This window comes from Pseudoalteromonas sp. SG43-7 (assembly GCF_014164295.1).
In the GTDB taxonomy this organism is placed as follows: domain Bacteria; phylum Pseudomonadota; class Gammaproteobacteria; order Enterobacterales; family Alteromonadaceae; genus Pseudoalteromonas; species Pseudoalteromonas rhizosphaerae.
On record NZ_JACJEY010000008.1, the window covers coordinates 74,103 to 99,829 of the forward strand.

A 25,727-nucleotide genomic window follows, 5' to 3' on the forward strand; every position below is an offset into this window, starting at 1 on the left:
CACTCTCTCCTATGGGGAACAACCAACTAAAGTACACATTAACTCAATCATTTTTAACCATTGAAATTCAAATTGAGTAACAAAGTTACCTAAGGTTGCCCAAATAATGACTAAACCTGCAACCAAGGTAAACGGAAAACCGATTGAAAAAATGTTTAACTGCGGTGCTGCACGGGTCATCACACCAAACGACATATTAATCACCAGCATAGCTGTTAAAGGCGCCAAAGATAGCACCAAGGCGGTAGTAAACATCCAGCCGCCCCACGTCACTATGTCCCAATAATGATCAACCGCCCACCAATTACCGTCGATTGGCAGCACTTCAAAGCTATGCACTACCATTTGGATCATCATTAAATGGCCATTAAATACAAAGAATAATAGCGTGGCTAGAATCAAATAAAACTGCCCAACAGCAGGCACACTCATACCATTAGAGGGATCAACAACTGAGGCGAAACCAAGACCAGTTTGCATTGCTAATATTTGCCCTGCTAACACAAAAGTATTCAACATCAATACAGAAGCAAAACCTATCGCAACACCGATTAACATTTGTTGAATAACTACCAAGATCATCTCAAAAGAGAATAAGTTATTAAATGTCGCAGGCGGAAGTACTGGTACAACTAAAAAGGTAATCATTACCGCTAGACCCATCTTGATCCGCGTAGGCACATTTTTAGCACCCAGCCCCGCCATGATCATAATCATCGAGCTGATCCGTACTAGTGGTAACAAAAAGTCACTCAGCCACTGAATAATGACTGAAAAAGGAAACTCCATACTAGCCTGCTATCTCTGGGATGATAAGCACTAAACGAGTGAAAAAATCCATTAACTCTTGCGTTAACCAATGCCCTCCAGCAATTAACGCACTGATGGTAATTAATAAGCGCGGCAAAAAGCTTAATGTTTGTTCATTGATTGATGTAGCAGCTTGAAAAACGGCAACCACTAAACCCACTAATAAACCTGGTACCACAATTGCGGAGACTAACTTAATAACTAAAAACAAAGAATCGCTGAGTATGTCAACAAAAATTTCCGGTTCCATGGTCCCCTCCTAACCTTTGTAGGCAAAGTATTGTATTGCCATATCAAGTACCTAAGCCAAAACTCTTCGCTAAAGTGCCCATTACTAAACTCCAGCCATCGACAAGTACAAACAACATAATTTTAAACGGCATAGACACAATCATCGGCGAGAGCATCATCATACCCATGGCCATTAAAACTGACGCAACGACTAAATCGACTATCAAAAATGGAATAAAAAACATAAAACCAATAATAAATGCGGTTTGTAATTCACTGGTTATAAATGCGGGGATCAATACAATTAATGGCGTCGCTTCAGGTGAGTCTAACTTGTCATACCCAGCAATTTTAGCGAAGGTTTCTAAATCTTTTATGCGCACCTGTGAGAGCATGAATTCCTTCATCGGCTCTTTAGCTAGTTCAAGCGCTTGAATCGAGGTCACCTGCTCATTTAAATATGGCTCAATGGCTTGCTGATTCACTTTTTGATAAACCGGCGTCATTATAAAAATACTTAGAAATAGCGACATACCTAACAGTATTTGATTTGATGGTGTTTGTTGCAAACCAATTGCTTGGCGCAAAATAGCCAGTACTACAATAATGCGAGTAAATGAGGTCATCATGATCACCGCAGCGGGTATAAAGCTCAGCGCGGTCATAATAGCCAGAACTTGCAAGGTTACAGAATAATCTTGCGAGCCATCTGGATTAGTCGTAATACTTAACGCTTCAATGCCTTCGGCGTTAACTGAGGGAATAAAAACGAATGCAAAAAGTATAAGCAGCCACTTAGTCATATTATTAATTCTTTTTAATGTGGTTAGTTTGTGGGTTTAATAGCTTGCCAAAACGTTGTGCTAGGGCTGGCAACTCTTTTTCTGTTAACGGGGTTTCTAATTTATGCAGGTAGTTAATACTATGCGGCGTTACACCTAATAAATGCTGACAATTATCAATTTCGACGACCATTAATCGCTCTCGCGCACTTAATGGTAAACTACGCACCACTTTAAATTCGTCGGTATTTGCTAAATTGGGGTTTAGTTTTTTAACCAAAAATGCCAGTACCACAATCAGTACTAGCACCATGATTAAAGACATTACCATTGAGAGTAAGTCGCCCATAGGTGTCGCTGCGGGCAGTGCTGAGCTTGCTGCAGTCGATAAAAAAAGCCAACTGCTCATCGCAGCTTTTTGATCCGTTCAACTTGGCTGATCACGTCAGTGAGGCGGATACCAAATTTATCATTAACTACGACGACTTCACCGTGCGCTATCAATGTACCATTAACTAATACATCCAGTGGTTCACCGGCAACACGATCAAGTTCAACAACTGAACCTTGGTTAAGCTGAAGTAAGTTACGAATATTGATTTTTGAACGCCCAACTTCCATCGAAATAGTTACCGGGATATCTAAAATTGTATCGAGTTTGCGTTTTTCTTCGCCACTCATTTCATGTCTAGTATCACTTAACTCGTCAAGTTCAGTTACTTTGGCACCGTCAGAACTGTCGGTTCCTTCGGCTTCGGCTAAAGCAGCCGCCCATTCGTCCATTGTATCTTGGTCATCACTCATACTATTAAACCTTTTAATTCTCTTACCAGTCTAAATCTACGCCTTCTGAAAGGTGTAGATCATCTTCTAGTTCTGCTAATTCCGCATCTGAATCAAGCTTTTTGCCACCTTTTGTAAAGACATGCAACTCTGATTTGACTGATTCAGGACGTCTAATTTTTTCACTAATTTGCAGCGCAACGTTATCACGAGAACGACCCATTTTCGCCCTAAAGGTCGGCAGCTCTTCGACAAACACCGTTATGTGCTCTGGCATTTCAACAGGAATAATATCCCCAGCCTTAAGCTCCATAATTTGCGCTAAGGTTAAATCAACTTCAAGCAGTTGTGTTGATATTTCAACTTCAACATCCATAATTTCATCACGTAAGGCTTTGCTCCAACGTAAATCGGTATCTTCAGTATCTGATTGCACACCAGCATCGAGTAATTCACGAATAGGTTCAAGCATTGAATACGGCAATGCGATATGGAAATCTCCGCCACCGCCATCCAGCTCAATATGGAATGAACTGATCACTACTACTTCGGTGGGGCTGACGATATTCGCCATTGCTGGATTAACTTCTGAATCAAGATATTCAAAAGACACGTCCATTACCGGCGCCCATGCTTCTTTGTAATCTTCAAAGATTATTTTTAATAGCATTTGTACAATACGGCGCTCAGTAGGCGTAAATTCACGACCTTCTATTTTCGCATGATAGCGACCATCGCCACCAAAAAAGTTATCAACCAAGATAAACACTAACCGTGCTTCCATGGTGATTAATCCAGTACCTTTAAGAGGACGAAAGCGCACCATGTTAAGACTGGTAGGAACAAATAAAGTGTGGATATATTCACCAAACTTTATCATTTGTACGCCATTGATAGAAACCTCAGCAGTGCGGCGCATCATATTAAACAAGCTAATTCGCATGTGTCGAGCAAATCGTTCGTTCACAATCTCCAGAGTCGGCATGCGACCACGAACAATACGATCTTGTGAAGAAAAATCGTATTGTAGCGTATTACCGCTGCCATCATCACCGTCCTGTAGATCCTCCTCTTCGACTTCATCGACACCATGCAACAGGGCATCGATTTCATCTTGGGATAATAAATCGCTCACGCTGACCCCTTATTGCATTACAAAGCCGGTAAACAACACCCGCTCGATTACTTTACTTCCCTCTACGTCCATTAACGCCGCTTGTACTTTATCAAGCGCTGCTACTCGCAGGGTTTCTTTTCCTTCGCTAGTGCCCAGTTCATCTGCGGTGGTGGTTGAAAACACACCAAGCAATGTACCTTCAATTAGTGGAATATGCTTTTTGGCCGTTTCTTCATTCACATCACCGCGCACTAATAATTGCACTTTTATTTGCACAATACGGTCACGACTTGCACCTGGTACGTTAAAAATAAAAGGTCGAGGCATCGCAACATATAAAGCACTGCCAACCTTTGCACCACTGCCACTTACCTCTGCAGTTTCAGTTGCAGGTGCAACCGATTCGTCTGCAAGTGTTTCAGGAGCAGCGTCTGAGCCTGACATCAAGAAAAAGCCAGCGGCACCACCAATTACCAATACCGCAGCAATAATAATTATAATCAGCTTTTTTTTACTTTTACTGCCATCTTCAATTTCTAAATTTGCTTCTTCAGCCATGCCGCTTTCCTTTATGCCTTGATAATAGCGATATTACGAGTGTCACCGCGCACCATCAAGTTATTTATTTTTATAGTCTTATACCTTATATAATAGCAGGTGTTAGGCATAGTAATCTATTGATGATGAAGATTGTTGCCCAGAGCCGCGAATTGGTTGCTGAGTTAATGCAGTTTCCTCTTCATTTTGTTGCTGATTTGCCTGTTGACCACGACCATTTTGTTGTCCGTCACCACCAGTATCACTTTGACTATTCCCCTGCTGGATACTGCTTTCACCCAGTTCAATTCCCTGCTGCGCTAACATTTCCCGTAATCTCGGCATTGATTGCTCAAGGGCTTCTTTGGCTTGCTGATTTTGCACCACAAAGTTAATGTGAGCTTGTTCTGCATCGCTACGAATACGAATTTGCATACTGCCCATTTCTGGCGGATCAAGACGTATTTCAGCTTCTTTATTATTAATGCTTAACAATGCACTCACTCGTTCTTGCAGTAACTTGGCAGCATCACTTTTCATGATATTCAACGCTTGTAACGTAGTTGGATCAATATTTATTTGTCTTGTCTGTGATGTAGGACTCGCTTGCTGAGCATGCATTACTTGCATATCAGCCAAGGCTTGTTGATAACTTTGCTCACTCCCTTCTACAGCCGTGGCTGTTGTAACTGCAGTGGTTAATCCGGTGAGCTGGCCAAACAATTGATTTACACGTGCCAATGTGTTGTCGCGCACAGGGTTTTGCTCTGCTTTAATATTTTCAGCAAATTGCTCGCTTTTTAGAACATTATCTTGTACTGCCAGTTTCACTTCTTGCTCTTTGCTTGCAGCCTTTATAAGTGCATCTTGTGGCGCAGATACTTTATTTGTATCTGATTTAGCGGTGCTGCTATTGGTAGTTGTAGTGCTTGCTAAATTATCTGCCATTGACTGAACCGTCAATTGAGCTTTTGACTCAGTCCTTTTTTCGGTACTCTCTGGCTGGGCTAATTCAGTAATCGCCTTATTTATCTGAGTTAATAAAGCCCCTTTGGGCTGCTCATTGCTCACAAAATTTTGTAATCGCTGGCTTAATGCCTGCTTTTGCACAGAGCTTAACAGCGAAATATCTTTACTTAGTTGAGTTAGCTCTGCGGTGTTCATTGTCGCAACTGCCGTGGTAGGTTTTGCAACTTCTTTACTATTAAGCGCTACAAATTCACCCAGCATTTTTTTTAAGTCAGTTATGTTAGCCGGTGATGGATCTTGCTGACGAATGACATCAACCTGAGTTTGTAGCTGTTTTTGCTGCTCCGGTGTTAAGCTCGCCAACAGTGGATTTTCATTTTTTTGCACAGTTGTCGTTGAGTTAAGTAATACCTTGCTGATTTGCTCTAATACAGCACTATTATTACGCTTTGACTGTTCAGCTGCTTTTTCTGATACATCAGTTTGAGAGCTTGAAGCAACACCTTTAACCGCTTCAGCGTCCATTGCTACTTCAGTGGCACTTTTGATTGCTTGTTTAGCGTTAGCAGTAACGTTAGTAACTGCTGCATCTGCAGTTAGTGCTGCGCTCTGTTGAGGTTTTCCTTGCTGAGCAAGCATAGCGTCGGAACCTTTAGCTAATACTTCACTGTCTTGTGGTTTACCTTGGCTTGTATTTGCAGCAGCAATTATTTGAGCTGCGTCATTGTCAACTTGCCCGCTTTTTAAAGCAGTTGTAGTAGCAACCGCTTGTTGGATTGTTGGCTGCATTGCCATCGCTTTATTTTGCGATGTCTCTTTTGCGACTTGAATATCATCAATAATAGGAGTAACTGCATCATCAGGCGGAGTGTTCCCCTTTAGCTGAAGTTGTTTATCAATTGCCTCTGCCAGCAGCGTTTTTTCTGTAAGTAACGATGGTTTTAGCTGTTTATCGACTAATTGTGCAATCGGATCATCAGTAGCAGGAGTCTCTGTATCAATAATAGGCGTAACATCATCAATTGGACGGGCTCCAGTGACTTTAACAAGCTTAGGGTCTATTTTTTCCTCGCTGTATTTCCCCAACTTTGAAAGTAATGAGGAATTTTCAATAGTTGGCGTATTATTTACCCGAGTGTCCATGTTATTAGCCGCCGTTATTTGCGCAAGCATTGCATCACCAGACATCGCATTTTCATCACTGTTGTCAACAGACGTTTCTTGTGCTTTTTCAGCAACAATTACGGCTTCAGCTGAACGTGGCTCAGCACCCGTTGAATTAACCTTGGTAGATGTTTCCGCAGCATTGTTGGCACTTTGTAATTGGCTAAAAAAGTCACTATCAGTACTTTCTTTATCTGCTGCTGCACCACCTTTGGCACTGTCTTTTTTATTTAACTGAACATCCTGCTCAGTTGAGATAAACACTGAAAGATCACTAATAGCCATAATTCACCTAGATTAAAAGTGGCAATTTGCCGCCGCAGTTTGCCAGAATAAATACTTATTACATTAAACAAGCAAATAATATGCCTAAGCTGATTTGAATTAATAAATAACCCTTTTTTGGGCAATAGACTATAAAACGCGACGTCTTTGGTAAAATTGATTTGCGGAAAATTCATCAAGCATTTTTTGTTCATTTTTTTGTGCGATCACATTCGCTTTAAGTTGCTGTTTTTCTATTAACTTAGCAACCGCTTTAGCCTTAATCTGCTGTTTAAGCCATAAACTTTGGCGTTGTGAGACAACTTGTTTAGCGGTACTGACAGTATTCGCTTGTTGACGAATGGCTTCTTCGATTTTGGCAATGAAAGCATGATATTGACTAAACCCGGCGCTACTTAAACCGGACTTTCCTTTTACATGTAATTGCTGAGTATATTCTAAGCGAAAGTTATTCAAGCCTTGCAATTTTTGTTGATTGCCTTGCAAGTTTTGCTGCGCTTGTAAATAATTTATCCGTAAAGCTTCTTCTTTATCATTTTCTATTTTCAGCAATAAACTGAGCTTATTGGTTGCCATTATGCTTGTCCTAATAATTGCGCAAGCCCTTGTAGGCCATCGTCATAGCTGATCACATCCTTCATGCCTTGTTGTAAAAATGCATTCACTCTTGGCATCATATTAATGGCCTGATCAAGCATTTGGTCGGTGCCTTTTTGATAAGCACCTAAAGTAATCATATCTTTATTTTGCTGGAACATTGAATACACTTGTTTTAACACTCGCGCTTGTTGCATATGTGCTTCTGAGACAACTTGTGGCATCACCCGTGAAATCGATTTTTCTATATCAATAGCAGGATAATGACCACTGTCAGCGAGCTCTCTGGATAACACGATATGACCGTCTAAAATGGCTCGCGCCGCATCAGCAATCGGATCTTGCATATCATCCCCTTCACTCAGTACAGTAAAAAACGCTGTGATAGAGCCTTGCCCTTCGCCGCCATTACCAGCACGTTCCACCAGCGCGGGTAGCTTTGCAAACACTGAAGGCGGATAACCTTTAGTCGCTGGTGGTTCACCAACCGCAAGCGCTATTTCGCGCTGCGCCATGGCATAACGCGTTACAGAATCCAGTAGCAATAAAACATTTAAACCTTGATCGCGAAAGTACTCCGCGATAGTTACCGCACTTTCACAGCCTTTTAATCGCATTAATGGTGATGCATCAGCGGGCGCGGCAACTACGACAGAACGTTTACGCCCTTCCACACCGAGTATTTCTTCGATAAATTCTTTTACTTCGCGGCCACGCTCCCCCACTAAACCAACAACTATTACATCCGCTTCTGAGCCTCGGGTCATCATACCCAGTAATACCGACTTACCCACGCCTGAGCCTGCAAATAGCCCCATGCGCTGGCCTTGGCCAACAGTTATCACTGAATTAATAGCGCGTACGCCAACATCCATCGGCTGCGTAATTGGTCGTCGAGATAATGGGTTAATGGAATTTTGTGCAAATTTTAAGTAATGCTCTGCTTTAATAGCTCCAAGCCCATCCAACGGACGCCCTAAGCCATCAACAACACGACCAAGTAAACACATACCAACAGGCAGTCCGGTATCATTTACTTGTGGGATAACTCGCGCACCAGGTAGTACACCAGAAATATGGTCATTTGGCATCAAGTAAAGCGTCTGGTCATTAAAACCAACAATTTCAGCATCAACAAAACCATGCATGGTTTCAATTTTACATTGGCTGCCAACTGGCGCGCGTAATCCTTTCGCCTCTAATGTTAACCCTACAACACGGGTTAAAATTCCCGCAACAGCAGGCGTTGGACTATGAATATGTTTTTGATACTGTTGTAAACGTTCACTTAATGGGCGTGGTTGAGAACTCATTGCAAACCAAAAATGGAGTTAGATACCACTACTATGCAAAAAACTATCCAACGTTTCTTTGACGCGGGTTTTTATAGTCATATCAATAGATGACTGAGGTGTTTTTACTTGGCAACCGCCGCGATCTAAAGTCGGCTCTGCAACTAACTGCCAATGGTTTTCAGCTAGTGCAGCTTCGCCATAACTATTTTTAACCAGTTCAATGTCTTCAGGGTGTAAATGAATACGCACACTTTGCTGCTCATTGGCTAACGCATCGATACACTGCTTTAAACTTTGCAAAATAATTTCAGGGGAGGTTTTAATTTCTTGATAAACTAACGCTTCGGTTAGCATTACGGTTAACTGTACAAGTTGCTTTTCGGCGTCATCATCGACTTTAGCTAATGGCGCTGACAAACTATCCAACAATGCTTTTAGACCCGTTAGCTGTTCTTCAATCAGTGGTTTTACTTCTTCTTGACCTTGTGTTTTACCAAGCTCAATGCCTTCTTTATAACCGGCTTCTTTTCCCTCACCTACGCCTTTTTCAAAACCATCAATATAACCCTGCTCGTGGCCTTGTTTTAAGCCTTCTTCGTAGGCATCTTGACGAATTCGTTCCAGCTCAGCCATCGTTAACGAAGGCAGCTCAGGCTCTTCGGGCTCTAGTGCTTGTTCACTTTCTTCAAGCTCTTTACGATATAAATCGGCCAGCGGTGTACCAAACGCCGTTGAACGACCATCGAATTTTCGAGTGTCTTGCGTAACATCTGGAATTGGCCAGTTTTCTAATAATTCATCAACTGCTTCACTGGCTCGTAAAGGACGACCTTGATATTGAGTAGGTTTGCTCATGGTTTACAAGAACTCCTCACCACCACCACCACCAAGCATAATTTCACCTGAATCAGCGAGACGACGTGCCGTAGATAAGATCTCTTTTTGCGCGGCTTCAACTTCGCTGATCCGCACAGGTGCCATTGCTTCTAAATCATCAGCAAGCATCTCTGCAGCCCGTTTTGACATATTGCCGAGGATTTTCTCTTTCAATGCATCATCTGTACCTTTGATGGCTTTCATCAGTACATCTTGTTGGACTTCTCGCAAGATAGCTTGAATACCACGATCATCAACATCCATTAAGTTTTCAAATACGAACATTAAATCTTGGATTTGTTGTGACATCTCTTCGTCATGCTCGCGGATTGAATCCATCAACTGACCTTCAATATTGGTATCGAGGTAGTTCATAATATCAGCCGCCGCTTTCAAACCGCCCATTTTCGCAGCTTGCGCACCAGCTTGTCCGGCAAATTGTTTTTCCATGATCTCGTTCAATTCTTGTAAAGCCGCAGGTTGTACTTCTTCAAGGTTGGCGATACGCATGGTTAAATCTAAGCGCACTTTTTCAGGAAACTGCGCTAAAATTTCGGCCGATTGCTCAGGCTCCAAATAAGATAAAACAATCGTTTGAATTTGCGGATGCTCATTGCGAATAATATTGGCAACTTGCTTTGAGTCCATCCATTTCAATGAATCAAGGCCTTTGGCACCGGATCCCATAACAATTTGATCTATGAGGCTTGCCGCTTTATCTTCACCAAGTGCCGCAGTAAGCGCTTTTTTGATAAAATCTTCTGATTGGAAGCCAATCGTACTAAAGCTTTGTATTTGTTCTATAAATAAATTGTGCACGGCACTGATTTTGGCTTGCGATAGATCATCTATCGCCGCCATTGCCATACCCACTTTTTGCACCTGTTTAGGTTCAAGGTGCTTTAATATTTGCGCTGCATCTTCTTCGGATAAGCTTAGCAATAAAATTGCGGCTTTATCTACACCGTCTAATTTATCAACATCAAACGCTGCTGGCAGTTGTTTTTGTTCTTGATCAGTCATCTTCAGTTAACCACGCTTTCACAACTTGTGAGGAGAGTTCTGGCTCATTTGCTACTAAGGCACGAACAGCTTTTAATAAGTCTTCATCGCCATGTAGGTCTGGTAACTGTAGTGTACCATCACTTGAGAAGCCAACCGAAGCAGAATCAAAATCTTTATTTAGCATATCTAGGGTGTTATCACCAATATCTACACCAGAACTAAGCGCATCATCATCATACTCTTCAAGGGTATCATCTGGGTAAATCAAGCGTTTCAGCATAGGTTTAACCACCGCCATGATTAGCACTATAATAACCAATGCGCCAAGCACTAAACGCACAACTTTCATAAACCAGTTTTGTTCCCACAGTGGTACTTCAATAGCTAAGTCCATCGGTTCACGTACAAACGGTACTGTCACTACTTCTAATGCATCACCACGCTGTAAGTCAAAACCCACACCACCTTGCAGTAAACGACGAATATTTGACAGTGCTTCAACTGAGCGAGGCTCCATAGTCGTTTCACCATTTTCACCCACTTTTGCCACATAATCGACTGCCACAGACACACTAATTCGACGAATAACACCACTTTGCTGACGTGTATGGGAAATAGTAGTATCAAGTTCATAGTTACGTGTCGCCTCTTTATGAGTGCGACTGGGTGATGAACCAGAGCCTGCACCACCTTGACCGGCAACTTCAGGAATATTCGAATCCACTGGGGGCTGATTTGTCAGCGCGCCAGGAATACCGATAGCTAACCCGCCGATGTTGTTTTCTTCAAAAGTGGTTTCGCTGCGTACCGCTGGTAAATCAGGGTTGTAGCGTTTTTGAGTTTCTTCAATCGCGCTAAAGTCCATACTTAAATCGACTTGTGCAGTGTAGTTACCCATGCCAATAACTGGCATTAAGATACCATCTATTTTATCTAGATATTCTTGTTCACGTTTACGTTCAATATCGTATTCTTTACGTGAGCGAGCAGCTAACGCACTTTGCGATCCTGAATTAAGTAATCGGCCATTTTGGTCTGTTACAGTTACTCGTGACGGCTCTAAACCTTGCACTGCTGAACCAATAATATCAACAATGGCGTCCACTTCTTCACTACCGAGCATACGACCACGTTTTAAAGTTAATACAACTGTTGCGGATGGTTTTTTCTCACGACGAGCAAAAACATTTTCTTTCGGGATTGCCAATAATACTTTAGCACGCGTGACATTTTGTAGTTCCTCGATCGTGCGCGCAAGTTGTTGTTCACGACCGTGCTTTAAACGTTCACGCTCTAAACGCTGACTAACACCAAAACCCATATCTTGCATGATAATATCAGTACCCGAGTTCGGCGCTTGCTCAATACCTTCGCGGGTCATTAACAATTTAATATTTTGATATTCATTTTCAGGAACAGAAACCACATTGCCATCAAGTTGATAGTCAATTTTTTGTGCATCTAAAAAATCGAGCGTTTGAATTAGCTCTTCCGTTGGCATTTTTCCAAGTGGACGCATATCTGGTTGACGTGCCCAAATAATCACAAAAATAGCGATCGCTAAACAAATCGCTAATGCAATAATTAAAGTGACCTGACGTAATACATCAACGCCGTTTAATGCACTTAAATAGCCTGACTTTTGTTCTTGTTGATCGTCATTATCAGTTTGGTCGATACCGCCGCCGGCCAAAGCAAGATCTGTTGATTGATTAGATTGCGCCACAATAATTCTCCACTACCTAGTTAAACAGGCATGTTCATGATTTCTTTATAGGCTTCTACAAGTTTGTTACGAACTTGTACAGTGGCTTCAAAGGCAACCGATGATTTTTGTGATGCGATCATCGCATCCGCTAATGACACATTTCGGTCGCCCATTTCAACCGCTACGACTTTTTGTTTTGCATCAGCTTGAAGGCCATTCACGGTATTGAGTGCATCACTTAACAAATCGCCAAATTGGGCGCTCGAAGTAGGCTGCGCCTGCGTCGGTAATTTGTTTACTTGATTACTACGACCAGCTTCGAGAGCCATAGATTGCATTTCTTGAAATAATGCGCTGTTTTGAATTTTCATAATTGTCTCTGACGATGCAGTTTACTAATAACTTAATAAAGCACAAAGCATGCCAACTAATAAATTAATTAATATCAATAGCTTGAGATGTGTTTTTGTTGTCAGAGTTTTGACAAGTTTACGCCCAGCAAGGCTGAGCGTAAATTAAATAGTGAAGGAAAACAAAAATTATAGAGGCTTAAGCAGGTAAGGTGATCCCCAAATCACGCATTTGTGCCAATTTATAACGTAATGTTCGTGGGCTGATCCCTAATGTTTCAGCTACATCTTTACGCTTGCCTTGACAACGATTTAGGGTCTCTAAAATAATTCTATGCTCTTTATCTTTAAGTTCATCTTTGTAACTTCCCGAATCCAAGCTTGGTAATTCTTCACGCAGCTGATTGCGTTCTGCTGTCGCTTTTATTGCTGGCGCTTGCAGATCATAATAAGCATCATTAGTTGGTGAACTTGTAACCGCCGAAGTAGTGTTTTCTGGTGCTGAATTAACCGGCACTAAACTTGCTGATAAAGCCGCAGTTAGAGGAGTCTGGGTTAAATTTTCAATAAAAATAGCACTTTCGTCAATCATATCACCGTGGCGTAATATCAACGCACGCTGGATCACATTATCCAGTTCACGCACATTACCTGGCCAAGTATGAGCTAATAATTTTTTCTCTGCCGGTTCGCTAAGTACAGCGATAGGCTCTTTGCTTTTATTGAGATGACGTTCAATTAAATGCTTTGCCAACACGACAATATCGCCTGGACGTTGACAAAGTGGACGCCACATCAACGGAAATACATTTAACCGATAATATAAATCTTCTCTAAACTGGTGCTTAGCCACAGCCTCTTTTAAATCACGGTTACTGGTAGCCAAAATACGCACATCTAGCTTAATAGTTTTGCGACCACCTAAACGTTCAACTTCGCGTTCTTGTAATACACGTAGTAACTTAGCCTGTAGGCCTAAATCCATCTCAGTGATTTCATCAAGTAAAATTGTGCCACCTTGTGCTTGCTCAAATTTACCCGGACAAGCTTGAATCGCACCAGTAAACGCGCCTTTCTCGTAGCCAAATAATGTAGCTTCGAGCATATTTTCAGGGATCGCAGCACAGTTTATTGCGACGAATGGCTGCTCTGCGCGATCTGATTTATCATGGATAAAGCGTGCGAGTACTTCTTTACCTGAGCCACTAGGACCAAGCACCATCACACTGGCATCCGATTTAGCAACCCGACTTGCAAGTTCTAATAGCTGAATGCTACTCGGATCGGCGACAATCGGGCCATCAGTTTCTTTTTCTGGCTCAGGTAGATAGCGGCTTACCATATTAAGTAGCACTTCGGGCGCAAACGGTTTGGCCATATAGTCAATTGCCCCTAACCGCATAGCCTCAACAGCATCATCAATAGTCGCATACGCTGTCATCATTAAAACCGGTAGATCAGGGTAATTAAGATTTATGCTGCGCAGTAAATCAAGACCACTCATCGCGCCCATTTGCACATCGCTCACGACCAGCGAAAAGCTGTCTTTTTTAAGTAGCACCATAGCTTGCTCGGCACTGTCAGCCGCAACGCAATCTATTCCAGACATTTCAAGCGTATCAATCAAGGCTTCACGAAGCCCTGCATCATCTTCAACCACTAAAATCGTGTTGTTCATATTGCCTCCGCCGATGTTGACTTTGTACAAATAGGTAACAGTAAACTAAAGCAGGCTCCGCCTTGAGCATTGTTCGTTACTGCAACTCGTCCTTGGTGTGCATTTGCGACTGAACTAACTACCGCTAAGCCTAAACCTGTGCCTTGGCTTCGGGTAGTAAAAAATGGTTCAAATAATTTATCAAGTAAGCTTAAATCGACCCCAGGGCCATTATCACTTACAGTAATACACACTAGCTCGGGGTCACTCGCATCCCGCTGCGCACTTAATTGAACGAGTGCATTACTGCCAATGACTTGAATACTATTGTGAATAAGGTTTTGAATGGCACTGGCAAGCGCAGTTTTATTGCCCATTATCTCGATATCAGGCTCAGGTAAACTGACCTGAAGTTCACTATTATTAAGTGCGACCATAGCATCAGCGCCAGTTTTCACTTCAGTTAATAATTGCTGCATGGAAACATGTTCAACAACTTGCTGATCGCCACTTTTTGCGAACAACAACATATCGTTTACTTGGGTTTCGAGATCTTTTAAACGCGACATTAACTTAGTATGAAAATTGCCTCGCGAGCTTTCGGGTAACCGCTTTGAACCTAAATTAGCGGCATACAAAATCGCAGCAGACAGTGGTGTTCGCACTTGATGTGCCAAAGATGCCACCATTTTACCCAATGCACTTAAACGCTGCATATGTGCAACGCGTGTTTGTAGACGACGCGTTTCGGTTAAGTCAGTCATTAAGATTAATTGCCCTGGCTCTGGCGCTAATGCCGTTATTTCTAACTTAATTAAGCGTCCATCTTTTAGCGATACTTCATGGCCATCATCTTGTTGGGGCCGAAACGAGCGCTGGATCACACTGAACCACTTTTCACCTTCGAGTGGCTCCCCTAGCATGTCTGTTGCAATTTGATTAGCTTTAGCGATCAAACCGCGACCATCAAGCACCACAACACCCGCAGGCATTGTATCTACTAAATGACTTAACCAACTGGCTTGCTGGCGTAATTCACTTAACTCACCAATGTACTCTTCTTGCAGTAAACATGGGTTATACTGGGTCGCTGTGATAAATTGTGGTTTTAAGACATTAGCTAAGGCCATAATGCATTCTCGTTTACAGGATCTAACTAGCTAAATGCACAAATTGTACCAACAATTATATTGATTAATTTCATTTGCTTAGCGTATAAATAACGCGACAAAAAAATGACAAACTAAAATAAGCAAAGCAAGGAGACACTATGAATTCAACAAATTTATGTCGCTGCCCTTGGCTCGATACCAGTAAAGATGACTATGTTGCCTATCACGATGATGAATGGGGGATCCCAGTATATGATGACCAAACACTTTTTGAATTTATTACTCTGGAATCAGCACAAGCAGGATTAAGTTGGTATACGATTTTAAAGAAACGTGATGGTTATCGTCGTGCATTTTTGGATTTTGATGTAGAAAAAGTCGCACAAATGAACGAGCACGATGTTGAACGATTAATGCTTGATGAAACAATTATACGTAATCGTTTAAAAATTGTAGCAACTATAAATAACGCCAAACGTTTTATTGAAATTCAGCAAGAATTTGGCAGCTTCAGTAACTATCAATGGCAGTTTGTAGGTGGTAAGCCGTTAGTGAATGAGTTAGATAAACTTAGTGACTACCCTGCAATCACAGAGGCCTCAACTGCATTTGCAAAAGATTTAAAAAAACGGGGATTTAAGTTTTTAGGTCCAACCACAGTGTACGCCCATATGCAGGCCTGTGGTATGGTGAATGATCACAGTAATGATTGTTTTCGTAAAGCTGAGATTATTGAAAAATACTAGGTGAAAGGTGCTAGGTGCTAGAAAATCTTCTCTTTGCGCAATTAATCTTGTAGGCGCGGGTTTATCCCGCGCAATTAAAATGTATTCACAAAGAGGTTAAGAGTGCGCTGCGCTTATGAGGTAAAAAAAAGTATCAGATTTTAGGGTATTCGAAGCTCATTGCTCGAAGCCCGTGGCATTTTTTCTTCTCATTTACCCTCATTGTTTTCTCTTTGTGCAAAAAGTTTTTAGTGATTTATTCACTACAGCCCCCCCCCGAATTAAAGACGGTGTGCGCGTCAGCAAGCTTAACGCCTACGAGTAATGACGAAACCCATTCTACAGGTGTAATCTCCATCGTGCTTGGTTAATTTCTGCCTAAAACCTGCTACCTGACACCTAAAACCTGCTCTTAGCTGTTAATCTCGTGATAGGTTATATTTTTTCATTTTTTCAACTAAGGTTGTGCGGCGTACACCCAAGATCTCCGCAGCACGCGCTACGACATAATCATAACGCTCTAAGGCCTGAGTGATCAGGCTAATTTCCAGCTCAGCTAAATAATCTTTTAGCTCAATCCCTTCGTCGGGTAAAAGGTCTGCTGATGGCTGAATTGCTTCAACTTCTGGCTCATCGTCGTAATCACTAAAACCAGTACTGAAAATATCATTGAAAGCATCACGCTCCATAAGCTCTTCGGGATATTGTGGTTCATAAGCATCAACTTCAATATAACGATATTTTGCTGGTAGATCGGGAATATCAACCACTTTATCTGGCAACATGATCACCATACGCTCAACTAAGTTCGCTAACTCGCGAATATTCCCCGGCCATGTGTGCTCTTTTAAACTATCAATTGCCCGCTCAGTAAACTTAGCGGTAGTACCACTTTGCTCATTAATACGGCGCATTAACTCTTTTAATAATAATGGAATATCATCAGCACGTTCTGCAAGAGATGGGTTTTCGATAGGAAAAACATTGAGTCGATAATATAGATCTTCGCGGAAACTTCCTTGCTCTATCATTTGTTCAAGATCACGGTGTGTTGCAGCAATCACCCGCACATCGGCTTGAATTGGTTTTGTACCACCAACCCGCTCATAGCTGCGCTCTTGTAACACTCGTAATAACTTTACTTGCATTTGTAGCGGCATATCGCCAATTTCATCTAAAAAAAGCGTCCCACCTTGGGCAAGTTCAAAGCGGCCTTTACGCGCTGAAATAGCACCAGTGAACGCGCCTTTTTCATGACCAAATAACTCACTTTCTAACAGCTCCGCAGGTATCGCCCCACAGTTAACGGGTACAAATGGCCCTGTATTACGTTTTGATAGTAAATGAACATTACGAGCAACCACTTCTTTACCAGTACCTGATTCGCCTAAAATTAATACATTAGCGTCCGTTTTAGCAACTTGTTCAATTAAAAAGCGTACATCTTTAACCGCTTCAGTTTCACCAACTAAGCCATCAAAGGTTTTGTGCGGTTTTGCGTGTTTATGCTCATTTGGTAACATCCGTTGATACTGTTGGCAATCATGCAGTAATTGAGTCGTTACATCATGGTTAAAAGGTTCACAGATAAGGCCAACTACATTGGCAATGCTCAACAGTGGTTTAAGGGTTTCACCAATTAATAGAAATGGTATTGTTGGATGGCGCTTGATCACGCTTTCATGATCTAAGCTTTGCAATGCACCGAGGATCACCATACATGATTGCTTTTGGTATTTTTCACATTCTTGTTCAAGGCTTGCATCGTCAAGCAGTTGCACTGCCTCACCAATAAAGGTAAGCGCAGCATGTAAACCAATCGCACGATTATTATTATTGTCTAAAATCAAGATCATTATTTAGCGAACCACAGTTACTACAAGCTATTAATAATTTAAATTGTAAGCGAGTTTGACAGGGATGCAAGCACAAAGCGGCAGTTTTTTGACATAGATGCCAAAAAACAGACACTAAGCTAATTGCAAGTAATACTTAAGAATTACTGTTTTATCATAGCCGTTATAATAACCCTAAAATAGATTCAGCCGATTGGTTAGCTTGGCCACGCAGTGCTATTGACGCTTGAGCTAAAATATCATTTGATACTTGCTGTGAAACCGCCTGAGCATAATCGGTATCTTGAATTCGACTTTGGCTCGCGGCAATATTTTCTTGCTGAGTACCCAGGCCTTTAATAGTGCTAGCCAATGTATTTTGAAAAGCACCAAGTTCAGCACGCTGGGCGTTAATTTCGTCCGCCGCTTGGTCACTAATATCAATTGCAGCTTGTGCACCTGCTTGAGTAGAAATATCAATTGTTGATATTACTGATGCAAAACTACCATCCGAAGGAGTAACCGTTTGATTTGCATTCGCATCTGGACCAACTTGAAACGACACCGACTGACCATCAAACAAAGGTTTACCTGCAAAATTGGCATTTTCAAACGTCTCTGTAATCTGACTTTGTAATTGCACCACTTCTTCTTGCAAAGCAGCACGGTCATTATCATTTAATGCGTCATTACCTGCTTGAATAGATAATTCACGAATACGCGAGACAGCATCGTTGACACCCGACAAGTTTGACTCGGTCGCTTGCGAATAAGAAATACCATCATAGGCATTATTCACCGCTTGGCTGTAACCGTCTTGCTGGGAGGTTAACCGATCTATAATTTGCAATGCCGCGGCATCATCTGCCGCAGAGTTGACTTTTTTACCCGTAGCAAGTTGCTCTGCAAGCTTGTTACTGGTTTGCTGTGTTTGGTTTAAAAAACTAGTTGCTGGTGATTGAATTTTCATAACAGGCTCCGACACGCTGATTGGTTAAATTATAGCTTAATTTGCCAAATTTTGCACTTTGTACCATTGTTTAATTAAATTAACTTGGCATCGTGCTTGCTAACCTACTCTGTTAATAGGTAAAGTACTGAGCAGTGTATTAAATTTCACTTTTTGCGTATTTAATTTTTTACTATAACTACGCCAATGATAAATAACTTGGGTAAAACTATGTTCGATAACAAAACAATTTTAATTACCGGTGGTACCGGATCATTCGGTAAAAAATACGTAAAAACGTTACTTGAGCGATACAAGCCAAAAAAAATAATTATTTTCTCTCGTGATGAGTTAAAACAATTTGAAATGCAGCAAGACTTTGATCAACCATGTATGCGTTACTTTATCGGTGATGTACGCGACAAAGACCGCTTACGCCGTGCAATGCGTGGAGTAAATTACGTTATTCATGCTGCAGCTCTTAAACAGGTCCCTGCCGCAGAATATAACCCGATGGAATGCATCAAAACTAACATTAATGGTGCTGAAAATGTCATTGATGCTGCCTTAGACAATAATGTTGAAAAAGTCATTGCGCTTTCTACTGATAAAGCAGCCAACCCAATTAATTTATATGGTGCGACAAAATTAGCATCCGATAAATTGTTTGTTGCCGCTAATAATATTGCCGGTGGTAATCGCACCACATTTTCAGTTGTTCGCTACGGTAATGTAGTCTGCTCGCGCGGTTCAGTAGTGCCTATTTTCCAAAAGTTTATTGATCAAGGCCGCGACCATATCCCTATCACCCATGAAGAAATGACCCGCTTTTGGATCAGCCTTCAGCAAGGTGTTGATTTCGTTTTAACTAACTTTGAGAGGATGTTAGGGGGAGAAATTTTTGTTCCCAAGATCCCATCAATTCGTATTACTGATTTAGCAACAGCAATGGCACCAAACCTGCCACAAAAAAATATCGGTATTCGCCCGGGCGAAAAATTACATGAGGTGATGTGCCCTTCTGATTTGTGTTTTGATACCTACGAATTTGATGATCATTTTGTGATTGCACCTGGCATTAAATTTAGTAGTCGCAGCAATAATTTTGATACAAATGCATTAAATGAGTGCGGTAGGAAAGTTGAGATCGGATTTGAATATAGTTCTTTAAGTAACCCCCACTTCTTAACGATAGAAGAAATAGCAGCTTTTAATATTCAGGCACTTTTATGATCCCATATGGAAAGCAATCTATTGACCAAGCAGATATTGATGCGGTACTCAATGTCTTACAATCTGACTGGCTCACGCAAGGTCCTAAAGTACCCGCATTTGAAGCTGGCATTGCTAGTTACTGTAAAGTAAAGCATGGCATTGCAGTAAATAGTGCAACATCGGCGTTACATATCGCATGCCTAGCATTAGGCGTTGGAGAAAACGATATAGTCTGGACATCTCCTATTTCTTTTGTAGCATCAAGTAATTGCGCACTTTATTGTGGTGCTAAGATTGACTTTGTTGATATTGACTTAGATACCGGCAACATGTCGATTAAGGAACTTGAGCAGAAGCTGATCCTAGCAGAAAAAAATAACTGCTTACCTAAAGTTGTAATACCGGTACACTTGGCGGGTCAATCATGTAATATGCAAGCCATTCATCAGCTCGCTACTAAATATGATTTTAAAATTATCGAAGATGCCTCTCACGCCATTGGTGCTAAATATTTAGATAAGCCTGTTGGTAATTGTGAGTTTTCAGATATTTGCGTATTCAGCTTTCATCCTGTGAAAATCATCACGTCAGCTGAAGGCGGTATGGCGGTTACAAATGATGATAATTTAGCAAAGCGTTTAAAAAGATTAAGAAGCCATGGGATCACATCAGATGAAAGTGAAATGACCGATGCAAGCCATGGGCCTTGGTACTATCAGCAAATCGAGCTTGGCTTTAATTATCGAATGACTGATTTACACGCAGCGTTAGGGCTTAGCCAACTAAGTAAAGTTGACGAATTTATTAAGCAGCGACATCACCTTGCTAAAATATATGATACACATCTTAATTTAAATTTGGTTCGTCCATTGCAACAAATTGATACCTGTTATTCCGCTTATCACTTGTACATAATTCAACTTAATAATAGCGATGCAACTCGTCATAAAAACGCTGTAACTCAGCTTCGAGCAGTAGGGATCATTGGCCACGTTCATTATATTCCAATACATTTACAGCCATACTATCAAGCTCTAGGCTTTAAGGCTGGTGATTTCCCTAATGCTGAAAAATATTATCAAGGTGCTATCACCCTTCCTCTTCATCCATCGTTGAAAGAGCAAGAAGTGCATTTTATACTGAACACTCTACAGCAAATCTTAAATTAAAGTTTTCAACCTTTTTGACGATATAAACATATTATTTAATGAACCTTGAGGCAACTATGTTACAAACTCACCCGACTTTCAAACTTGCTTTTATTGGCGGGGGTAACACGTCAGCTGTTGGCTATGTACACTTTTGCGCAGCTCACATGGATCATAAATTTCAAGTTGTTGCCGGTGCCTTTTGTCGTAATCAAGAAAATAATCAAGCTACAGGTATTCATTGGGGGATCCCAGCAGAATGTGTTTACGCAGATTGGAAAGAAATGGTCGAAGCTGAAAAGGGTCACATTGATGCTTTTGTAGTGCTCACTCCAACACCGCATCATTTAGAAGTTTTACAGTATTTATTCGAAAAAAAATTACCCGTAATCTGTGAAAAAGCGATGGTTTGTGGACCACGAGAAATTGCAATTCTTCGCCCTTATTATGATCCAAAGAAACAATTTTTAGCTGTTACTTTTAACTACAGTGGCTATGCAATGGTACGTGAGTTAAAGCATTTAATAAATTCAGGAAAGCTGGGAACAATTCAAAAAATTCATTTAGAAATGCCGCAAGAAGGCTTTCGCCGCCCCCCCGATATCGCGGGAAAAACATCACAACCGCAGGCGTGGCGTCTGCGAGATGCTGAAGTACCAACCATTTGCTTAGATTTAGGTGTTCACCTTCATCACCTAAGTAGCTTTTTATTGGGTGAGGAACCAACTCACACATTAGCCGAATTTAGTAACCACTCTCAATATGCTAATTTAGTCGATGACGTACAAATGCTAGTAAAGTATGCCAGTGGCGTCAAAGGCAGCATGTGGATGTCAAAAACGGCTATTGGTCATCGTAACGGTTTACAGATCAGAGTGTATGGAGATACCGGAAGTGCTAAATGGTTACAGCTCAACCCCGATGAGTTAGAACTAAATTTTAATGATGGTAGGCGAGAGATATTAGACCGAGCGGGTCAGTGCGACTACGCCCACCAATTTAGATATAACCGCATGAAACCAGGCCACCCCACTGGTTTTGTAGAAGCATTTGCAAACTTATACAGCGACATCGCTGAAGATTTACAATGTTTTCAACTAGGGCAAGAAAATAACCAACCATACGTATTTGGTTTAGAACACGCCGCAGATGGCTTAAAGTTATTTGCTGCTGCTAAACGTTCGACACAAACACTTGGCTGGGAAAGCGTGTAATACGCTTAATTACAACTCTCTAGATATGCCTGCTTGATACTCGGTTTATGGATTTTACCCATTTCGGTTTTTGGCAGTCTTTTCATCTCAAACAAAATTCGCGGTTGCTGATAGTCAGTAAGTTCTTTGAATAAATGCATTTGCAACTGCATTTTTGCATTCACTGGCGCAGTATCATTACAAACAAAAGATAATAAAATGACTTCTCCAAATTTATCATCACTTACTCCAAAAGCCGCACACTCATCAATCCAAGGTAAGTAATTAGTTACCAACTCAATATCGCTCGGGTAAACATTGATCCCGCCCGATTTAATAACTTCTTTTGTTCGACCAACATAATAAAGATAATTATCATCATCCAAATAACCAAGGTCACCAGTAAAAAAATAACCATCACTGTCGTAACTCTGCGCAGTTTGCTCTGGTAAGTTATAATATTGTGCAAACGCAGTTGGTGAGCGACAAGCTATTTCACCGATATTACCATTAGACAAAGTATTACGTTCAGCATCACATATTTTTATTTTCAGATTTGGTAAAGGCTTACCTACACTATTGATCGGTACATTCGGCTCGGTTATATCAAAATCACTGATCACCCCCATTTCTGATGCCCCATAACATTCATGAAAACGGCAATTCAAGGCTAATAACAGTGACTTTTTGTCGTCGCTTTCAAGCGTTGCAGAAGATGATACAACACACTTCAAGCTTGTTAACTGCGCTTTTGCTAACTCTGGGATCAAGGCCTTTAGTTGACTTGAAACAGCAAATAAAAAACTAATTTTATGAGTATTGATTGCATCAAGCCAAGCATTAACTGAAAACTTGGGTAAAATAACTACACTTGCGCCCAACATTAGTGGCATCAGTAAAGAGCGCTGTGCAAGTGAATGATATAAAGGTGTTGAAACCAACACAACATCGCTTTTATCTAATTGGTAATACTGAGCCGTCGCATCAAATGCGCGAACAATTTTAGTCGCTTGAGTAAATACTATTGGCTTAGGTTGACCAGTAGAACCTGAAGTCATGGTAAGAATATAAGGTAAATTGATATTTTCTACTGGAAACTCATCATATTGCGCCGTGGATGCAGACATTACATTGACCAAATCAATCAAGTTATCACTATTGCCACCTATCGTAATTATATTGTCGGTAGCTAAAACATCATTATTAACAAGTTGTTCAGCCACACTTATCCATGCTATAGCATACTCGCAATCAGCTACTTGTAACGCTTTTGATAAAGCCTGTCCTTTAAGAGTTAGTGGTAATGGCGCAAGCGCAATACCCAGTTTAGCCGCAGCTAATAAACAATATGTAAACTCGAGGTTATTTGGACAAAATAACGCAACTTTATGTCCTTGCTTAATTCCTAACTGAGTCAGGCCAGCAGCTAAAGAATCAACCTTATTTATTAGTTGTTGGTAGTTAATTTGGGTCTGTTGATATATACACGCAATTTTCTCAGGTTGAGTAACCGTATGTGATTGAACAAGCTGGTATATATTTTTATTGTGCATTTGGGTCCCACATTACAAAATTAAACTGCTCATCGGCCAAAGGAAATAACTGTTGCGTTACTTTATATTCTTTTGAATGTATTGGTATTGCCACAAATCCCATATAGCTATTTAGCAAATTTACAAATTTGTTGTCTTTGTGGATCACCGCAAGCCAAATAGCATTGGGATGACTCGCTTTACAAAACTCAAGTTGCCATTGAAGGGTCAGCATAGCCAAATTAAAAGGCACATCATTGCACGCCGTAAACCATCCACCATATAAATAATCATTCGATTTTTCAGATATATGCTGATGCCATACATAAACAGCAGGAATACCTCTTTGTTCAACAACGTATGATTTCCTTTCACTTCGAAACCACCATAGGTAATGATCGAGTCTTGGAATATCATTACTGACAGTCATCTTCTGTGAGTTACTTGGTAAGTTCCTAGCAATTAAGTAATTATTTACATCGCTATCCTCAACCTCACGTACTGCATATTCTGTTGTAAGTTGGGCAATGTAGTTTACTGCTCCTACTTGGACATTTATATCAGTGACGTGATACGGCTGCGCTTGCAAAATTGCAGCAACTCTCTTTACACCTAAGCCATCAACAGTAACGGTAGCTTTATGACGTAGTCTTTTAATGCGAGGTAAATAACTAATAAGATCTGCCAAACGAGTACCCAACAAGGTCGCATGAGAATCTAAAAATTTATCTAAATGTAGAAAGTGTCCTAACTGTTGTAAATGGGTAATATCATTTTCTTGATTAACTGCAATAGAAAATGTAATTGCAGGTACTTTTAATGCGGCCAGTTCATATAATGATGTACCCAATGCTCCAATAAATAGATCAGTATTGCGATATTCATTTGCTAGAGACAAAGGAGAACATAAAATCGTTATGTTTTTAAATTTCTCTTCAAGGCGAGTTATAGCTTGTTTATTTTCTGCTTTCGGACCAATTACAATCGTAAACTGGACCCGACTATGTAGATAATGAGGTACAGAATTAATTAATGATGCAAAAATGCAAAGATCGCCACCGCCACCCAAAGAGCAAAAAATATTCGTTTTATTTTTACTTTGCGAAACGTGCGTATCCAAAGCCAAAGCTTGGCTAAAAGAGGGAGCTAATAATGAAAAATCCGGCCCTAAAAAATGACGAGTTTTTGCGGGTGATTTTTTATCATAACGTTTTTGGGTTAGCTCCCCCATCCACTTAGCATCGAATAAAAAGTCACAATAATGGTCTCTGCCAAGGTCATCAAAAACCGCTAATTTATTGCCCTCGCTATAAATTTGTTTTTCATATTCAACGTCTAAATCGTAATGATCCAGTATTACCAAATCAGCATTTGAGGTTTTTATTACTCTTAATAAAGTAGCAATATCTTGTTGAGACGCCGTTTCAACAAAATGTATATCATCACATACTAGTTCTTGTATAAAAGGCGCTACATCAGCTTTTTGAATATCCAAAACCAAAGTTATACTTGCCTGAGCATTTGACTGCAACTCAAGCAACAGCCATTTTATACGCATTAAATGTCCAATGCCTAAACACGTAGAAACTCGAGCTACAATATTCATTGCTTACTCAATAGCGTTTCAATCAAACCACCCACGGTTGCATTATTCTCATCCATAAGTTCATCTGGACTCAGATGAATATTTGTAAGCATCTCAAGCTCCATGATCATGCTAAGAATTTCAAATGAATCAATGCTACCTGAGCCAATAAAATTAAAATTATTAATATTTTGCTTTGAAATACTAATACCTCGTGCGATTAAAAAATCACAAAAAAAACCCTGCAACAGCTCTTCGTTTATCATG

25 protein-coding genes are annotated in these 25,727 nt (G+C 40.8%); 4 read left to right on the forward strand and 21 right to left on the reverse strand.

The genetic code is table 11. The features are described 5' to 3' along the window. Positions 1-9 precede the first annotated feature (9 nt). The 16 genes from fliR to H5200_RS05440 form a co-directional block, all read right to left on the reverse strand. On the reverse strand, positions 10-789 hold the full coding sequence (gene fliR, locus H5200_RS05365; RefSeq protein WP_145239372.1) for a flagellar biosynthetic protein FliR: 780 nt from the start codon (positions 787-789) through the stop codon (positions 10-12). Between the two features lies 1 nt (position 790). After that, positions 791-1,060: a flagellar biosynthetic protein FliQ gene (locus tag H5200_RS05370; RefSeq protein ID WP_182718179.1), complete on the reverse strand. Its 270-nt coding sequence runs from the start codon at positions 1,058-1,060 to the stop codon at positions 791-793. 43 nt (positions 1,061-1,103) lie between these two features. Next, entirely contained in the window at positions 1,104-1,844 is a 741-nt protein-coding gene (gene fliP, locus H5200_RS05375) for a flagellar type III secretion system pore protein FliP (RefSeq protein WP_182718180.1), read from the reverse strand. A 4-nt stretch (positions 1,845-1,848) separates the two neighbouring features. Next, positions 1,849-2,232, reverse strand: coding sequence for a flagellar biosynthetic protein FliO (gene fliO / locus H5200_RS05380; RefSeq protein ID WP_145239382.1), 384 nt, complete (start codon positions 2,230-2,232; stop codon positions 1,849-1,851). Further along, positions 2,229-2,627 (reverse strand): flagellar motor switch protein FliN, encoded by a 399-nt coding sequence (fliN, locus tag H5200_RS05385; protein WP_149981486.1) that lies wholly within the window; start codon positions 2,625-2,627, stop codon positions 2,229-2,231. The genes fliO and fliN overlap by 4 nt, the downstream gene beginning before the upstream one ends. 22 nt (positions 2,628-2,649) lie before the next feature. Continuing rightward, positions 2,650-3,741, reverse strand: a complete 1,092-nt coding sequence (gene fliM / locus H5200_RS05390; protein ID WP_149981487.1) for a flagellar motor switch protein FliM — start codon at positions 3,739-3,741, stop codon at positions 2,650-2,652. Between the two features lie 9 nt (positions 3,742-3,750). After that, a complete protein-coding gene (fliL, locus tag H5200_RS05395; RefSeq protein WP_149981489.1) occupies positions 3,751-4,281 on the reverse strand; it encodes a flagellar basal body-associated protein FliL in 531 nt (176 codons plus the stop codon). A gap of 102 nt (positions 4,282-4,383) precedes the next feature. After that, positions 4,384-6,678: a flagellar hook-length control protein FliK gene (locus H5200_RS05400; RefSeq protein ID WP_182761091.1), complete on the reverse strand. Its 2,295-nt coding sequence runs from the start codon at positions 6,676-6,678 to the stop codon at positions 4,384-4,386. A gap of 129 nt (positions 6,679-6,807) precedes the next feature. Continuing rightward, positions 6,808-7,254 carry a flagellar export protein FliJ gene (fliJ, locus tag H5200_RS05405; protein ID WP_149981493.1) on the reverse strand — a complete coding sequence of 149 codons (447 nt, stop codon included), beginning with the start codon at positions 7,252-7,254 and terminating at the stop codon, positions 6,808-6,810. Further along, on the reverse strand, positions 7,254-8,588 hold the full coding sequence (fliI, locus tag H5200_RS05410; RefSeq protein WP_145239400.1) for a flagellar protein export ATPase FliI: 1,335 nt from the start codon (positions 8,586-8,588) through the stop codon (positions 7,254-7,256). The genes fliJ and fliI overlap by 1 nt, the downstream gene beginning before the upstream one ends. An 18-nt stretch (positions 8,589-8,606) precedes the next feature. Further along, positions 8,607-9,425, reverse strand: a complete 819-nt coding sequence (gene fliH / locus H5200_RS05415) for a flagellar assembly protein FliH (protein ID WP_145239404.1) — start codon at positions 9,423-9,425, stop codon at positions 8,607-8,609. A 3-nt stretch (positions 9,426-9,428) separates the two neighbouring features. Continuing rightward, positions 9,429-10,469: a flagellar motor switch protein FliG gene (fliG, locus tag H5200_RS05420; protein ID WP_145239407.1), complete on the reverse strand. Its 1,041-nt coding sequence runs from the start codon at positions 10,467-10,469 to the stop codon at positions 9,429-9,431. Further along, entirely contained in the window at positions 10,462-12,177 is a 1,716-nt protein-coding gene (gene fliF / locus H5200_RS05425; protein ID WP_182718183.1) for a flagellar basal-body MS-ring/collar protein FliF, read from the reverse strand. The genes fliG and fliF overlap by 8 nt, the downstream gene beginning before the upstream one ends. 20 nt (positions 12,178-12,197) lie before the next feature. Further along, a complete protein-coding gene (gene fliE, locus H5200_RS05430) occupies positions 12,198-12,530 on the reverse strand; it encodes a flagellar hook-basal body complex protein FliE (protein WP_145239413.1) in 333 nt (110 codons plus the stop codon). A gap of 178 nt (positions 12,531-12,708) precedes the next feature. Continuing rightward, positions 12,709-14,187, reverse strand: a complete 1,479-nt coding sequence (locus tag H5200_RS05435; RefSeq protein WP_182718184.1) for a sigma-54 dependent transcriptional regulator — start codon at positions 14,185-14,187, stop codon at positions 12,709-12,711. Next, complete coding sequence (locus H5200_RS05440) at positions 14,184-15,296, reverse strand: PAS domain-containing sensor histidine kinase (protein ID WP_182739663.1); 1,113 nt, start codon at positions 15,294-15,296, stop codon at positions 14,184-14,186. Before H5200_RS05440 ends, H5200_RS05435 begins: the two co-directional genes overlap by 4 nt. A gap of 140 nt (positions 15,297-15,436) precedes the next feature. Here H5200_RS05440 and H5200_RS05445 point away from each other — a divergent pair, with 140 nt between their 5' ends. Beyond that, positions 15,437-16,024: a DNA-3-methyladenine glycosylase I gene (locus tag H5200_RS05445; RefSeq protein ID WP_145239421.1), complete on the forward strand. Its 588-nt coding sequence runs from the start codon at positions 15,437-15,439 to the stop codon at positions 16,022-16,024. A 398-nt stretch (positions 16,025-16,422) separates the two neighbouring features. On the opposite strand, the gene H5200_RS05450 is transcribed toward H5200_RS05445, so the two are convergent. Together H5200_RS05450 and H5200_RS05455 are read right to left on the reverse strand one after the other, a co-directional pair. Beyond that, positions 16,423-17,859 (reverse strand): sigma-54 dependent transcriptional regulator, encoded by a 1,437-nt coding sequence (locus H5200_RS05450; protein ID WP_149981502.1) that lies wholly within the window; start codon positions 17,857-17,859, stop codon positions 16,423-16,425. Between the two features lie 163 nt (positions 17,860-18,022). After that, positions 18,023-18,808: a flagellin gene (locus H5200_RS05455; protein ID WP_182761092.1), complete on the reverse strand. Its 786-nt coding sequence runs from the start codon at positions 18,806-18,808 to the stop codon at positions 18,023-18,025. Between the two features lie 210 nt (positions 18,809-19,018). Between H5200_RS05455 and pseB the strand changes: the two genes are divergently transcribed. Genes pseB through H5200_RS05470 form a run of 3 tightly spaced genes read left to right on the forward strand, consistent with a single transcriptional unit; the run spans position 19,019 to position 22,364 of the window. Then, positions 19,019-20,020: a UDP-N-acetylglucosamine 4,6-dehydratase (inverting) gene (pseB, locus tag H5200_RS05460; RefSeq protein ID WP_149981506.1), complete on the forward strand. Its 1,002-nt coding sequence runs from the start codon at positions 19,019-19,021 to the stop codon at positions 20,018-20,020. Beyond that, positions 20,017-21,171 (forward strand): UDP-4-amino-4,6-dideoxy-N-acetyl-beta-L-altrosamine transaminase, encoded by a 1,155-nt coding sequence (gene pseC / locus H5200_RS05465; protein ID WP_182718186.1) that lies wholly within the window; start codon positions 20,017-20,019, stop codon positions 21,169-21,171. Before pseB ends, pseC begins: the two co-directional genes overlap by 4 nt. A 56-nt stretch (positions 21,172-21,227) precedes the next feature. Then, positions 21,228-22,364: a Gfo/Idh/MocA family protein gene (locus H5200_RS05470; RefSeq protein WP_182761093.1), complete on the forward strand. Its 1,137-nt coding sequence runs from the start codon at positions 21,228-21,230 to the stop codon at positions 22,362-22,364. Between the two features lie 5 nt (positions 22,365-22,369). Here H5200_RS05470 and H5200_RS05475 read toward each other — a convergent pair whose 3' ends face one another. The 3 genes from H5200_RS05475 to H5200_RS05485 are packed head-to-tail and all read right to left on the reverse strand — an operon-like array spanning position 22,370 to position 25,726. Next, entirely contained in the window at positions 22,370-23,896 is a 1,527-nt protein-coding gene (locus tag H5200_RS05475; protein ID WP_182761094.1) for a class I adenylate-forming enzyme family protein, read from the reverse strand. Then, positions 23,886-25,481: a UDP-2,4-diacetamido-2,4,6-trideoxy-beta-L-altropyranose hydrolase gene (gene pseG / locus H5200_RS05480; RefSeq protein WP_182761095.1), complete on the reverse strand. Its 1,596-nt coding sequence runs from the start codon at positions 25,479-25,481 to the stop codon at positions 23,886-23,888. Before pseG ends, H5200_RS05475 begins: the two co-directional genes overlap by 11 nt. Further along, a complete protein-coding gene (locus tag H5200_RS05485; RefSeq protein WP_149981515.1) occupies positions 25,478-25,726 on the reverse strand; it encodes a hypothetical protein in 249 nt (82 codons plus the stop codon). The genes pseG and H5200_RS05485 overlap by 4 nt, the downstream gene beginning before the upstream one ends. Position 25,727 lies beyond the last annotated feature (1 nt).